General features: G+C 71.7%; 11 protein-coding genes and 1 tRNA gene. 11 read left to right on the forward strand and 1 reads right to left on the reverse strand.

Annotated elements, in window-relative coordinates; translation table 11 throughout:
- Positions 1–8: 8 nt before the first annotated feature.
- The 10 genes from IFR11_RS01910 (at position 9) to IFR11_RS01955 (ending at position 11,392) form a co-directional block, all read left to right on the forward strand.
- Positions 9–692 carry a DsbA family oxidoreductase gene (locus IFR11_RS01910; RefSeq protein WP_055837060.1) on the forward strand — a complete coding sequence of 228 codons (684 nt, stop codon included), beginning with the start codon at positions 9–11 and terminating at the stop codon, positions 690–692.
- An 80-nt stretch (positions 693–772) separates the two neighbouring features.
- Positions 773–1,939, forward strand: a complete 1,167-nt coding sequence (dusB, locus tag IFR11_RS01915; protein WP_191915037.1) for a tRNA dihydrouridine synthase DusB — start codon at positions 773–775, stop codon at positions 1,937–1,939.
- A 1-nt stretch (position 1,940) separates the two neighbouring features.
- Positions 1,941–3,263, forward strand: coding sequence for a deoxyguanosinetriphosphate triphosphohydrolase (locus IFR11_RS01920; protein WP_156458893.1), 1,323 nt, complete (start codon positions 1,941–1,943; stop codon positions 3,261–3,263).
- On the forward strand, positions 3,263–5,116 hold the full coding sequence (dnaG, locus tag IFR11_RS01925; RefSeq protein ID WP_055837070.1) for a DNA primase: 1,854 nt from the start codon (positions 3,263–3,265) through the stop codon (positions 5,114–5,116). The genes IFR11_RS01920 and dnaG overlap by 1 nt, the downstream gene beginning before the upstream one ends.
- A gap of 46 nt (positions 5,117–5,162) precedes the next feature.
- Positions 5,163–5,936: an ATP-binding cassette domain-containing protein gene (locus IFR11_RS01930; protein ID WP_055837073.1), complete on the forward strand. Its 774-nt coding sequence runs from the start codon at positions 5,163–5,165 to the stop codon at positions 5,934–5,936.
- A gap of 62 nt (positions 5,937–5,998) precedes the next feature.
- Positions 5,999–6,071: transfer RNA gene (locus IFR11_RS01935), tRNA-Asn, on the forward strand.
- A gap of 209 nt (positions 6,072–6,280) precedes the next feature.
- Complete coding sequence (locus IFR11_RS16710; RefSeq protein WP_191915038.1) at positions 6,281–8,629, forward strand: acyltransferase family protein; 2,349 nt, start codon at positions 6,281–6,283, stop codon at positions 8,627–8,629.
- A 37-nt stretch (positions 8,630–8,666) separates the two neighbouring features.
- Positions 8,667–9,596, forward strand: a complete 930-nt coding sequence (glsA, locus tag IFR11_RS01945; protein ID WP_191915039.1) for a glutaminase A — start codon at positions 8,667–8,669, stop codon at positions 9,594–9,596.
- A gap of 117 nt (positions 9,597–9,713) precedes the next feature.
- Positions 9,714–10,088: a tRNA-dihydrouridine synthase gene (locus tag IFR11_RS01950; protein ID WP_191915040.1), complete on the forward strand. Its 375-nt coding sequence runs from the start codon at positions 9,714–9,716 to the stop codon at positions 10,086–10,088.
- Positions 10,088–11,392 (forward strand): glutathionylspermidine synthase family protein, encoded by a 1,305-nt coding sequence (locus IFR11_RS01955; protein WP_191915041.1) that lies wholly within the window; start codon positions 10,088–10,090, stop codon positions 11,390–11,392. Before IFR11_RS01950 ends, IFR11_RS01955 begins: the two co-directional genes overlap by 1 nt.
- 15 nt (positions 11,393–11,407) lie before the next feature.
- Here IFR11_RS01955 and def read toward each other — a convergent pair whose 3' ends face one another.
- Positions 11,408–11,974 (reverse strand): peptide deformylase, encoded by a 567-nt coding sequence (gene def / locus IFR11_RS01960; RefSeq protein ID WP_082509726.1) that lies wholly within the window; start codon positions 11,972–11,974, stop codon positions 11,408–11,410.
- A 41-nt stretch (positions 11,975–12,015) separates the two neighbouring features.
- Here def and IFR11_RS01965 point away from each other — a divergent pair, with 41 nt between their 5' ends.
- On the forward strand, positions 12,016–12,978 hold the full coding sequence (locus IFR11_RS01965) for a DMT family transporter (protein WP_181015958.1): 963 nt from the start codon (positions 12,016–12,018) through the stop codon (positions 12,976–12,978).
- Positions 12,979–13,038: the final 60 nt, after the last annotated feature.

Below are 13,038 nucleotides of genomic sequence, written 5' to 3' on the forward strand. Positions count from 1 at the left end.
CACGCGATATGACGGATGCCATCAAGATCGACGTGTGGAGCGACATCGCCTGCCCCTGGTGCTACATCGGCAAGCGCAACCTCGAGAACGGGTTGGCCGCGACCGCCGCCGATGACGACGCCCCCGTCGTCGAGATCGAATACCACTCGTTCGAGCTCTCGCCCGACACCCCCGAAGACTTCGACGGCGGCGAGGTCGACTACCTCTCGCAGCACAAGGGCATCTCGCCCGAGTCCGCGCGCGAGATGCTCGACCGCGTCACCGGCGTCGCCGCCGACGCGGGGCTGACCTACCGCTTCGACATCCTCAAGCACACCAACACGGTGAAGGCGCACGAGCTCCTGCACTTCGCGAAAGAGAACGGGCGTCAGCTCGAGCTCGCCGAACTGCTCATGTCGGCGTACTTCCTCGAGGGTCGCCACGTCGGCCGCGACGACGACCTCGTCGACCTCGCGGTGGAGGCGGGCCTCGACGCCGACGCGGCACGCGAGGCCCTGGCCTCGCAGCGTTACCGCGCGGCCGTGCGCGCCGACCAGGAGCAGGCGCAGCAGTTCGGGATCACCGGCGTGCCGTTCTTCGTCATCGACGGCAAGTACGGCGTGAGCGGTGCGCAGCCGGTCGAGGCGTTCACGCAGATCGCCCGCCAGGTCTGGGGCGAGCGTCGCGAGGCGTCGGAGACCGCCGACGCGTGAAGCTTCTCCACAGCGGTGCCCGTCCCGGCGTCTGACCGGACCGGGCACCGCTGTCTCGTGAGGTCTGGGAGAATGAACGAGTGAATACGGCATTGGCTCCGGCGCGGACGCTCCGCATCGGCAACATCGAACTCGACGCCCCCGTCGTGCTCGCCCCCATGGCCGGCATCACGAACACCGCGTTCCGTCGACTGTGCCGCGAGTACGGCGCCGGCCTGTATGTCAGCGAGATGATCACGACGCGTGCCCTGGTGGAGCGCAACGAGACCACCCTGCGCCTCATCCGCCACCACGAGTCCGAGACCCCCCGCTCGATCCAGCTCTACGGCGTGGATCCCGCGACGGTCGAAGCGGCGGTGCAGATGATCGTCGACGAGGACCACGCCGACCACATCGACCTCAACTTCGGCTGCCCGGTCCCCAAGGTCACCCGGCGCGGCGGAGGAGCGGCCCTGCCGTGGAAGCTCTCGCTGTTCCGTGAGATCGTCGAGCGCGCCGTGCGCGCCGCCGGTGACAAGCCGCTCACGATCAAGATGCGCAAGGGCATCGACCCCGACCACCTCACCTACCTCGAGGCCGGACGCATCGCCGAGGGCGCGGGAGTGGCATCCATCGCCCTGCACGCCCGCACGGCATCGGAGTTCTACTCGGGTCACGCCGACTGGAACGCGATCACCACGCTCAAAGAGACCGTGACCGGCGTTCCCGTCTTGGGCAACGGCGACATCTGGTCGGCCGAGGACGCGGTGCGCATGATGGCCGAGACCGGGTGCGACGGTGTCGTCGTCGGCCGCGGCTGCCTCGGGCGTCCCTGGTTGTTCGGCGATCTCGCGCGGGCCCTCGGCGGCCCCGACGCCGCCCACGGCGCCCCCGTCGACGCGACCCTCGGGTTCGTCGCGCGCGCCTTCCGCCGTCACGCCGAGCTGCTCGTGGAGTTCTTCGACGACGAGGGGCGCGGATGCCGTGACATCCGCAAGCACGTCGCCTGGTACTTCAAGGGCTACCCCGTCGGCGGCGAGCTGCGAGCCAGCCTCGCGACGGCCTCGACCCTCGACGAGATCGACGAGCTGCTGGCGACGATGGAGCTCGACGCGCCGTACCCCGGCGCCCCGGCCGAGGGTCAGCGCGGGCGGGCGGGCACGCCCAAGCGCCCGGCCCTGCCCGACGGATGGCTCGACTCGCGCGAGATCGGCGACGCCGCCGGCCGCGCCCTCGCCGACGCCGAACTGGACCACAGCGGTGGCTGAGCTGAGCACGGCGACCGCTCGTCCGCTCGGCTACGTCGACGCCGACGCCGCCCGCTTCCACGTCGAGAAGCACCGTTCGCAGCGCGACGACTTCGCCCGAGATCGCGCGCGCGTGCTGCACTCCGCCGCCCTGCGGCGCCTCGCGGCGAAGACGCAGGTGCTGAGCCCCGCCAGCCCCGCCGACTTCGCCCGCAACCGACTCACGCACTCGCTCGAGGTCGCGCAGGTGGGCCGCGAGCTGGCGACGGCCCTGCAGCTGTCGCCCGACGTGGTCGACACGGCCTGCCTCAGTCACGACCTCGGTCACCCGCCCTTCGGTCACAACGGCGAACGCGCCCTCAACGACTGGGCGGCCGACATCGGCGGCTTCGAGGGCAACGCGCAGACGCTGCGGATCCTCACGCGCCTGGAGCCCAAGACCTTCGGCGCCGACGGCGAGCCGTTCGGGCTCAACCTGACGCGCGCGAGCCTCGACGCGACCTGCAAGTACCCCTGGACGGTCGACGAACCCGTCCCCGATCCGGGCGGGCGGCTCAAGTTCGGCGTCTACCCCGACGACGAGCCCGTCTTCCACTGGATGCGTGGGGGAGCGCCCGCGCGCCAGCGCTGCATCGAGGCCGAGGTCATGGACCTCTCCGACGACATCGCGTACTCGGTGCACGACTTCGAAGACGCCATGGTCAACCGCTACATCGACCCCGCCCGCCTGGCATCCAGGGTGGGCCGTGACGGTCTGCTCGACGCGATCCAGAGATGGGTCGGCTACGACTTCGTGCGCGACGACCTCGCCGAGGGGCTCGAGCGGCTCATGTCGATGCCCGAGTGGATCCCCTCGTTCGACGGCACACGCCCCGCCCTCGCTCGCCTGAAGAACCTCACCTCCGACCTCATCGGCCGCTTCGCGCGCGCGGCGACCGCGGCGACGCGCGAGGCCTACCCGGCCGACGAGCTCACCCGCTATCGCGCCCACGTGATCGTCCCGGCCGAGGTCGAGACCGAGATGGCCGTGCTGAAGGGCATCATCGGGGCCACCGTCGTGTCGATCGACGGCCGAAAGGTGCTCTACCGCGAGCAGCGCCACGTGCTGAAGCGCCTGGCATCCGCCCTCTGGGAGAACCCCGGCGCGCTCGACGCCCTGCACGCCCCCGACTTCGAGGCCGCCGCCGACGACACTGCACGTCGCCGGGTGGTCGTCGACCAGGTCGCCAGCCTCACCGACCAGCTCGCGATCGCCTGGCACAACCGCCTGGTGGGCGACGTCGACGCCGCCGAGCTGGGCGTCTGGGCGCCGGGCACCCGCGCACCCCGCGGAGCGGATGCCTGATGGCGCGCATCCGCCAGTCCGACATCGACGAGGTCAAGGGGCGGGTCAACATCGCCGACGTCGTCGGTGAACGCGTCGCCCTGAAGTCCGCGGGCGTCGGGTCGATGAAGGGCCTGTGCCCGTTCCACGACGAGCGCAGCCCCAGCTTCCACGTGCGGCCGCAGGTGGGCTACTACCACTGCTTCGGATGCGGCGAGTCGGGCGACGTCTACTCGTTCCTGCGCGCGATGGACCACGTCTCGTTCACCGAGGCCGTCGAGCGCATGGCGGCGCGCGTCGGCTACACGCTGCACTACGAAGACGGCGGCGGGCCGGCTCCCGAGACGACCGGGCGGTCGCGCCTGTACGCGGCGAACGCCGCCGCCGCCGAGTACTTCCGCGCCCAGCTCATGACGCCCGAGGCCGAGACCGGGCGCCGCTTCCTCGGCGACCGCGGGTTCGACGCCGGCGCCGCCGCGCACTTCGGCGTGGGGTACGCGCCGAAGGGCTGGTCGCACCTCATGGACCACCTGCTCGCCCAGAAGTTCACGCGCGATGAACTGTTGCAATCCGGACTCGTGTCGCAGGGGCAGCGTGGCGTGTACGACCGTTTCCGCGGCCGGCTGGTCTGGCCGATCCGCGACATCACCGGTCAGGTCATCGGGTTCGGGGCGCGCAAGCTCTACGACGACGACCAGGGCCCGAAGTACCTCAACACCCCCGAGACGCCGGTCTACAAGAAGGCCCAGGTGCTGTACGGCCTCGACCTGGCCAAGCGCGACATCTCGCGCTCGCACCGCGTGGTCGTCGTCGAGGGCTACACCGACGTGATGGCCTGCCACCTCGCGGGCATCACCACCGCGATCGCCTCATGCGGAACGGCCTTCGGCAGCGACCACATCACGGTGCTCCGCCGCGTCATGGGAGACGACAGCGCCTCGGGCGAGGTGGTGTTCACTTTCGACCCGGATGCCGCGGGGCAGAAGGCGGCGCTGCGCGCCTTCGCCGACGAGAAGCGCTTCGCCGCCCAGACGTACGTGGCCGTGGCCCCCGAGGGTCTCGATCCGTGCGACCTGCGCCTGCAGCGCGGCGACGGTGCCGTGCGCGCGCTCATGGAGAACAAGGCGCCGATGTTCGAGTTCGTCATCGACCAACGGCTCAAGGACTTCGACCTGTCGAGCGTCGAGGGGCGCGCCGGTGCCCTGCGCGCCGCGGCCCCGATCGTGGCCGACATCCGCGACCCGGCGCTGCGTCCGGGCTACGTCCGCGTGCTCGCCCGACGCCTCGGCCTCGACCTGCCCGAGGTCGGGAGCGCCGTCGAGCGTGCCGCGCGCGGCGCGGACCGTGCCGAGAAGCGTGATACGCAGCGCGGGGGAGCGGGCGAGACGGAGCGCCCCGTGATCGCGCAGTCGGTGAGCCTGGCTTCGCTGCCCAACACGCGTGACGTCGCCCTCGAACGCGGCGCGATGATGGCCTTCCTGCAGTACGGGCATCGCATCGAGCCCGACCTGTTCCTGCGCGCCCTGCAGTCGCCGTTCGGACACCCCGCCCTCGAGGCCGTGCGCAGCTCGCTGGCCGCCACCGATCTGTCGCAGCCCGGGTGGGCCGTGGCCGCCGTCGAGGCGGTGCGCGAGCCTTTCCGCACCCTGGCCGCCGAGCTGTTGACGGCCGAGTTCCCGGCCCGCACCGAAGACGGCGCGGTCGCCTCGGCCAACGACCTGGCGCGAGGACTCCTCGTGCGCGAACTGGAGCGGGAGAAGAACGAGCTGCTGCGCGGCATCCAGCGGGTTCCCGCGGACTCCGAAGAGGGCCGCCGCCTGCGCATCCGACTGCGCGAACTGGACGGCGACCGCCAACGACTCGTCGCGCAGTAGGGACGCGCTGCTGGCATCGGCCCCCGTGGTGGGCGAGGATGAAGGAATGCCCCGGTCCCACGACACCGACGTCGCCCTCCGTGCCGACGACCTCTCGCTCGCTCGCAGCGGCGTCCGCGTCATCGACGGGATCACGTTCTCGTTGGGCGCGGGCCAGACCCTCGTCGTGCGCGGCGCCACGGGGTCGGGCAAGACCTCGCTGGTGTCGTTGCTCGCCGGCCATCCCGACGACGGGCTCACCGTGGTCGGGGGCGACGCCCGCGTGCACGGGATCTCGGCGCGCCGGCCCGGGCGCGCCCGCCGGGAGTGGACGTTCCACACCGGCTACCTGCCGCAGGGCGCCGGCGCGGGGCTCCCGTCGCGCCTGACCGTGCAGGACGTCATCGCCGAACCGATCACGAGCCGCGATCGCAAGGTCAACACCCGGGCGCTGGCGGTGCGCGTCGCGACTCTGCTCGACGAGATGGAGCTCCCGCTCGGCACGGCTCCGAAGTATCCGTACGAGCTGAGCGCGGGGATGCGGCAGCGCGTCGCGCTCGCCCGTGCCCTCGTGCTCGAACCGCGGCTGTTCGTCGCCGACGACCTGTACGCCAACCTCGACGTCGAGGTGCGCGCCGCCGCCCGTGCCTCGATCCTGCGCCGCCGTGACGAGCGCGGCATGGCGACACTGGTCGTCACGAACGACGCCGATGCCCCCCGTGACCTCGACGCCGACGTGCTGGTTCTGCACGCCGGGCACGCCGTCGCGTTCGGCCACAGCGTGGAGGCTCTGCAGTGGACACCCGACGGCACGCCCGAGCGACGTCTTTCGGCGGGCTGATTTTTCGCACGCCCCCGCGTGCTGTTAGTATCGTTGGGTTGCCCACCGCAAGGTGCGCACGATCCTCGGTAGCTCAATTGGCAGAGCAGTCGGCTGTTAACCGACAGGTTCTTGGTTCGAGTCCAAGCCGGGGAGCGAGAGTACCGCGTCATCTAACGTGGCTCTCACCTTAGGCCCGGGCTTCCACCCCGGGCCTTTCCTCTTTTCCGGGCGATCATCGCGGGCCCGGGACGGGCGAGTCGCACGTCTCGCGCTCTGAACGGCGGCCTCCTGTGCGCGGCGTATGGGAGCGGTTCCATTAGACTCGCTCCGGCCGTCGCTCGGCGGCCGGAGAGGACGCCGCCGTGACCGCACCCGCAGCCCCCGCGCGCCGCGATCTCCAGGGGCTCCGGGCGCTCGCCGTCGTGGCCGTGGTCGCCACGCACCTGACGGGATGGCCGCGCGGAGGCTTCGTCGGCGTCGACGTGTTCTTCGTGCTCTCGGGGTTCCTGCTCACCGGCATCGTGCTGCGCGATCTGGACGCCTCCGGCACCGTGCGCCTGTCGGCGTTCTTCGCCCGACGCCTCCGACGCCTTCTGCCCGCGGCCCTCGTCGTGCTGGCCGCCACCGTGGGCGCCGCCTTCGTGGTGTTCCCCGGTACCCGCGCCGAGAGCATCGTGGGCGACGCTCTCGCCGCCGTCGGCCTCGTCTCGAACTGGCGCTTCGCCCTCGAGGGACGCGACTACTTCTCCACCATCGCCGTCTCACCACTGCAGCACTTCTGGTCGCTGTCGATCGAGGAGCAGTTCTCGCTGCTCTGGCCCCTCCTCGTCATGCTGCTCGTGCTGGCGCTGCCCGTCGCGCGTCGGCGGGGTTCCGCGGCGCGCGTCGCGGTGGGCCTGCTGTCGAGCGCCGTGGTTCTGGCATCCGCTGCTCTCGCCTGGGTGCAGACCCCGCTCGACCCGAGCGTGGCGTACTTCTCGACCGGAACCCGCGCGGGCGAACTCGCGACCGGCGCCGTCGTCGCGACCCTCGTGCCGCTCCTGCTCCGGATGCCGAGCCCCCTGCGCGCCCTGCTCTCGTGGGCCGGGGTGGCGCTCGTCGTCGCGTCGTTCTTCGTCCTCGATCCGACGGCGCCGTTCCCTGCCCCCTGGGCCGTGATGCCCGTCGCGGGCGCGGTGCTGGTGATCGCGGGCGGCACCGGGGGAGACCCGCGTCACCGCTCCCTCTTCGTCGTCTCGAATCCGCTGGCGGTCGCGATCGGCAACGCGTCGTACTCGCTGTACCTCTGGCACCTCCCCGTCATCGTCTTCGCCGGGGCGCTGCTGGCGCCCGGGCCCGCGGCCACCGGCATCACCGTGCTGGTGATGGTCGTGCTCACCGTCGCGACCTACCTCGGCGTCGAGCAGCCTCTGCACCGCTCGCCGTGGCTGGTCCGCCCGAACGGGGGCGCTCCGACCGCCGACGAAGTCACGGCCGCCTCGACCCCTGCCCTCGCCGAGGTCGCGGTGCCGACGCCACGGGCCGCCGCGCTCGCGTCTCGCCCCGCCGGATGGGTGCCCGGGCAGCGGTACTACCCGGGACGGCGAGCGACCGAGAGCGCGAGCACCGAGGCGGTCGCTCCGGAACCGGCCCCCGCTGCAGAAATCACCCCGCCCCAGCCCACGCCGGTGCCCACCCCGGCGCCGGCCCGGCGCTCCGGCGACTCCTGGGCCGAGTGGAGAACGCGCTTCGCCCCGCGCATCGCCCTGGCCGGCGCCACCCTGGCGATCGGGGCCGGAGCGACCGTGCTCGCGGTGTTCGTCGCGTACGGGGCGCCGGTCATCGTCGCGCCCGCCGCACCCGTCGCCGCCGCTCCGGTGGCCGACGCCGGCGCCGCCCTCGCCGCTTTGCAGGGCGAGCTCGCGGCTGCGACGACGGCGTCGAGCTGGCCCGATCTGCATCCCTCGCTCGACGAGGTGATGCGCGCCACCTCGGCCACCGATCCCGCGCACGACTGCTTCACCCCCGACATCGCTCCCGACGCCGGCCGCTGCACGTGGGGGAACGCCGACGCTCCGCGGCACCTTTACCTGGTCGGCGATTCCAGCGCGATGGCCTACGCGCCCGCCTTCCGAGCCCTCGCCGACGCGAGCGGCGGAGCGTGGCGCGTCACGACCGTCGGAATGTACGGATGCCGTTTCACCGACGCCCTCATCGAGAGCCGCGACCCCGCGGTGACGGCCGGGTGCGCCGGGCGCAAGTCCGACATCGCCGCGATGGTCGCGGCCGACCCCGCCGACCTGCTCGTCGTGTCGAACGCCTACACGCTCGCCCGCACGGTCGACGGGCGGGACCTCAACGCCGCGGAGCTGGCATCCGGGGTCGCGAACGAGGTCTCGGGGTGGGCGCCGGCCGGGCACACCGTGTTCCTCGCGCCTCCGCCGCACGGCGCCGACCTGGGACGCTGCTACTCCCCGCTCACGGGCCCGGCGGCGTGCCTCGCCGCCGTCGACGACGTGTGGACGCAGATGCAGGCCGCCACCGAGGCGCAGGCGGCCGCCACCGGCGAGGCGGCGATCGACGCGTTGCCGTTCTCGTGCTGGCAAGGAGTGTGTCCCGCCTTCGCCGGCGACACACCCGTGCGGTACGACGACATGCACCTGACACCGGCGTTCGCCGAGCGCCTCGCGCCGATCCTGCGCGACGAGCTCTCGGCCCGCGGACTGTACTGACGGCCCCGCGCGCTCGCTCGGCTGACAGGCTGGGGGAGTGACCTCGCCCCCCGATCCCCGCTCCCTCGACCTCGACGCGCTCCGATCGCGCCTGCTCTCGGAGCGCGGTGGCACGGTCGACGACAGCATCCCGCAGCTGGCCGACGCCGATCCCGACCTGTGCGCTCTCGCCCTGGCGCTGCCCGACGGCACCGTGCGCACCAGCGCCCAGGCCGATGTGCCGTTCAGCGTGCAGTCGGCGGTCAAACCCTTCCTCTTCGCGCTCGCCCTCGTCGACACCGACGGAGAAGCCCTCGATCTCGTGGGCATCGAACCCACCGGTGAGGCCTTCGACGCGATCAAGCTCGAAAGCGGCACCGGTCGGCCGCCGAACCCGATGGTCAACGCGGGGGCGCTGCTGACGGCCTCACTCGTCGAGGGAGACGGCCCCGACGAGCGCAGCGCGCGGATCGCCCGGGGCCTCTCGGCCTTCGCCGGCCGCGACCTGCTCGTCGACGAGCAGGTCGCGCACAACGAGCATCTGCTCGGCGACCGCAACCACGCCCTCGCCCACCTCATGCGGGCCGAAGGCGCGCTGCAGCCCTCGGCCGACGACGCGGTGGCCGTATACGCCCGCGCGTGCGCAACCCTCGTCGATGCCGAGACCCTCGCGGTCATGGGCGCGACCCTCGCGCTCGGCGGCGTGAACCCCTGCACCGGCGAACGCGTCGTCTCCGCGCGCGTGGCCCGCGACGTCGTCTCGGTCATGGCGACCTGCGGGGTGTACGACGGGTCGGGGCGGTGGATGCGCGCGGTCGGCGTGCCCGCGAAGTCGAGCGTGTCGGGGGCGATCGTGCTGTCGGCGCCGGGGCGTCTGGGAGCCGCGGTCGTCAGTCCGCCCCTCGACGGTCAGGGCACGAGCGTGCGCGGCCGTCGGGCGAGCGAGATGCTCAGCGACGACCTGCAGCTGCACAGCTTCGCGGTCTGAACGCGCTTCTCCATCGACGCCGGAGGGCGCGCCCCGTGCATCTCGACCCGCACTACCCGTGCGTGTGAGAGCATCGGCGTGACCCCCCGATCCCCGCCTGATCTCGCAGGAGAACCGATGCCCCCCGTCGCGCGCCGCCGCGCCTCACGCAGCGTGTCCGTCGGCGTCGTCGCCGCCCTGGCCGCCACCCTCACGGGCTGCGGGCAGGGGACGAACGTCTCCGAGGACTACGCCCAGATCTGTCAGGACAACGCGACCGAGAAGCGCCTGCCCGACGACGACTGCAACAACCACGGCGGCGGGGCGCACTGGTACTTCCTGCCCCTCGGGTCGGGGAGTCGCGCGGTCCCGGCCGTCGGCCAGCCCGTCGCGGGCGGCGTCGACACCCTGCCGGGCGGAAAGACCGCGGCCAAGGGCATCTCGGGCGACGGCGCGAGCGTCTCGCGCGGTGGGTTCGGCGGCTCGGGATCCGACGGAAGCCACGGCGGCTGATGCGCCGCATCGAGCTCGAGCCGCGCCCCGACTGGGAACGCACGATCAAGCAGTCCGGCCTCATCTACTCCCGCTCCCTGCGCGACGACGGCACGGCGGTCGAGTACTGGAACGACGGCGCGGCCTACGTCTTCACCCTTCCCGAGGTCGAGGAACTGGAGCGGCAGACCGAGGAGCTGCACCGCATGTGCCGCGAGGCGGCCCGCTACCTGGCATCCGGAGAACTCGGCTCGCTCGGGCTCACCCCGAAAGCGTTCGAGCTCGCGCAGTGGTCGCTCGAGCAGGACGAACCCGACGTGTACGCCCGCTTCGACCTGGCGTACGCCGGCGACGGCACCCCGGCCAAGATGCTCGAGTACAACGCCGACACCCCCACCGGACTCATCGAGGCCTCGCTCACGCAGTGGTTCTGGCTGCAGGACCGCATCAAGACCGGTGCGCTCCCCGCCGACACCGACCAGTGGAACGGCCTGCACGAAGCGCTCGTCGCGCGGTGGCGCACCCTGCTGCACCGCTCGCTGAACGAGGGCGAGGGCGGTCGCCTGTTCGTCGCGCACTCGGATGCCGACATCTACGGCGAGGACTGGGACACCGTCGCCTACATGCGCGATCTCGCCGCCGAGGCGGGGTGGGAGCACACCGGCATCGAGATGAAGGACATCGGCTGGCACCACGGCGCGCGCCAGTTCGTCGGCGTTCCCGAGGCGTGGGGCTCATCCCGCAGCATCGCCGCGCTGCCCGGCGACACCCCGGGCACCCAGTACCCCGTCATCCGCAACCTCTTCAAGCTGTACCCGTGGGAAGACCTGGTCTCGGGTGAGGATCGGGTCATCGGCGACCAGGAGTTCGGCGCCCTTCTCATCGCCGGACGCGGACTCTTCGGCCGCTGGTACGAACCGGCGTGGAAGATGTTCCTCTCGAACAAGCTGCTGCTGGTCGCGCTGTGGCGGATGTACCCCGGGCACCCGAACCTGCTGCCCGCCTACGCCGACGGCCCGAACGGCATGACCGACTTCGTGGTCAAACCCGTCTTCGGCCGCGAGGGCGACGGCATCCGGGTGCACCGCGCCGACGGCAGCGTCGCCTCGAACGGTCAGGAGTACCGACGCGAAGGCACCGGGCGCGAGCGCGTATGGCAGCAGTACCACGAGCTGCCCGACTTCCGCGGGTCGCGGGGCAGCAATCACCCCGTGCTCGGGTCGTGGGTGGTCGACGACGAGGCGCACGGGGTCGGCATCCGCGAATCCGACGGACCCATCACCGACTACTACTGCCGCTTCGCCCCGAACATCATCGAGGGCTGAGACCGGGCGGACCGCTCAGGCGTCGATATCGTCGACGCCCGGCATCCACGAGACGCCGGGCTTGCCCCACTTGCGCTTCTTCGCGATCTTCGCGACGACCCGGCTGTCTTCGTCGTCGAGGCGGTCGACGTACAGGATGCCGTCGAGGTGATCGAACTCGTGCTGCAGGATGCGCGCGCGCCACCCGGTGACCTCGACGCGCACCGAATGCCCGTCGAGATCGGTGCCCGTCATCAGCGCGGCCTCGGACCGTCGCAGCGGGAAGCGCTCCCCGGGGAACGACAGGCACCCCTCCGACTCGTCGTCGGGATCGGGGTACCCCGGCTCAGTCGGGCGGATCCAGAGCTCGGGGTTGATGACCACGCCGCGCCAGGGGAGTCCCTCGTCGTCCTCGTACGTGTAGGTGAAGATGCGCAGGCCCACACCCACCTGCGGCGCCGCGAGACCGACACCGGGGGCGGCGTCCATGGTCTCGAACATGTCGGCCACGAGGGTGCGCACCTCGTCGGTGATCTCGTCGACGCGGGCAGCGGGGGCGTGCAGCACGGGATCGCCCATGATGCGAATCGGGAGTACGGCCACGTCTCCAGCCTAACCAGCGGGCGGACCGTTATCGTCGAGGGGTGATCCCGCTCGATGTCTCCCTGACCGACGGTATCGACGATCTCGTCGGCATCTTCCGCGATCCGCGCATCCTTCTCGGCATCCCGCTCGCCCTTCTCGGCGCGGTGTTCATGTCGTTCGGAGCGCAGTACCAGCACCGGGGCGTGCAGAAGGTGGAGCGCCTTTCGGGCAAGACCACCGGCGGCCTCTCGCGCAAGCAGCTCACCTCGCTGCTGACGCGTCCGTCGTGGGTCGCGGGCACCGTGATGCTCGCGCTCGCCATCGTCTGCCAGCTCGGGGCGCTCTCTGTCGCGCCGCTCATCCTGGTGCAGCCACTCGGCGCGATCGCACTCGTCATCACGACGGTGCTGAACGCCCGGGTCTCTCACCACAAGCCCACCCGGCAGTCGCTCATCGCGATCGCCCTGTGCGTCGGCGGCATCTTCATCTTCGTGACCATCGCCGCGTTCTTCGCCACCGAGCACGTGGTCACCGAGCGCGAGCTGCTGATCATCCTCGGCATCCTGGCCGTGGTCGTCGTGGTCTTCGGTGCCTTCTGGATGCTGGTGCGCCGCCGCGCGCAGGCCCTGTTCTACATCATGGCCGCCGGCGTCATCTACGGCTTCGTGGCCACCCTCGCCAAGGTCATCATCAGCCGCATCCAGGCCGGCAACTTCGAGTGGCTCACCCTTCTCTGCGTCGTCGCGCTGGTCGCCGCCGTCGCCGTCGGCGCCTACTTCGTACAGACCGCCTACTCGGTCGGCCCGCCCGACCTGGTCATCGCCGGACTCACCGTGATCGACCCGATCGTGGCCGTGCTGATCGGCCTGCTGGTGCTGGGCGAGGCGTCGACCGCCCCCGCGTGGGCGTTGATCGGCTTCGTCATCGCCGGCGCGATCGCCACGTGGGGCGTCATCCAGCTCACCAAGCACCACCCCCAGATCGCCGGCGACGGCAAGCCCGCCAAGCCGCGCGTGCGCTGAGCGGGATGGTGAGCCTTCGCCGGGCTGCGTCGGCGGTCTGCGCGGACGACGTCCGCCGTC

This window comes from Microbacterium sp. CFBP 8801 (assembly GCF_014839455.1).
Lineage (GTDB): Bacteria > Actinomycetota > Actinomycetes > Actinomycetales > Microbacteriaceae > Microbacterium.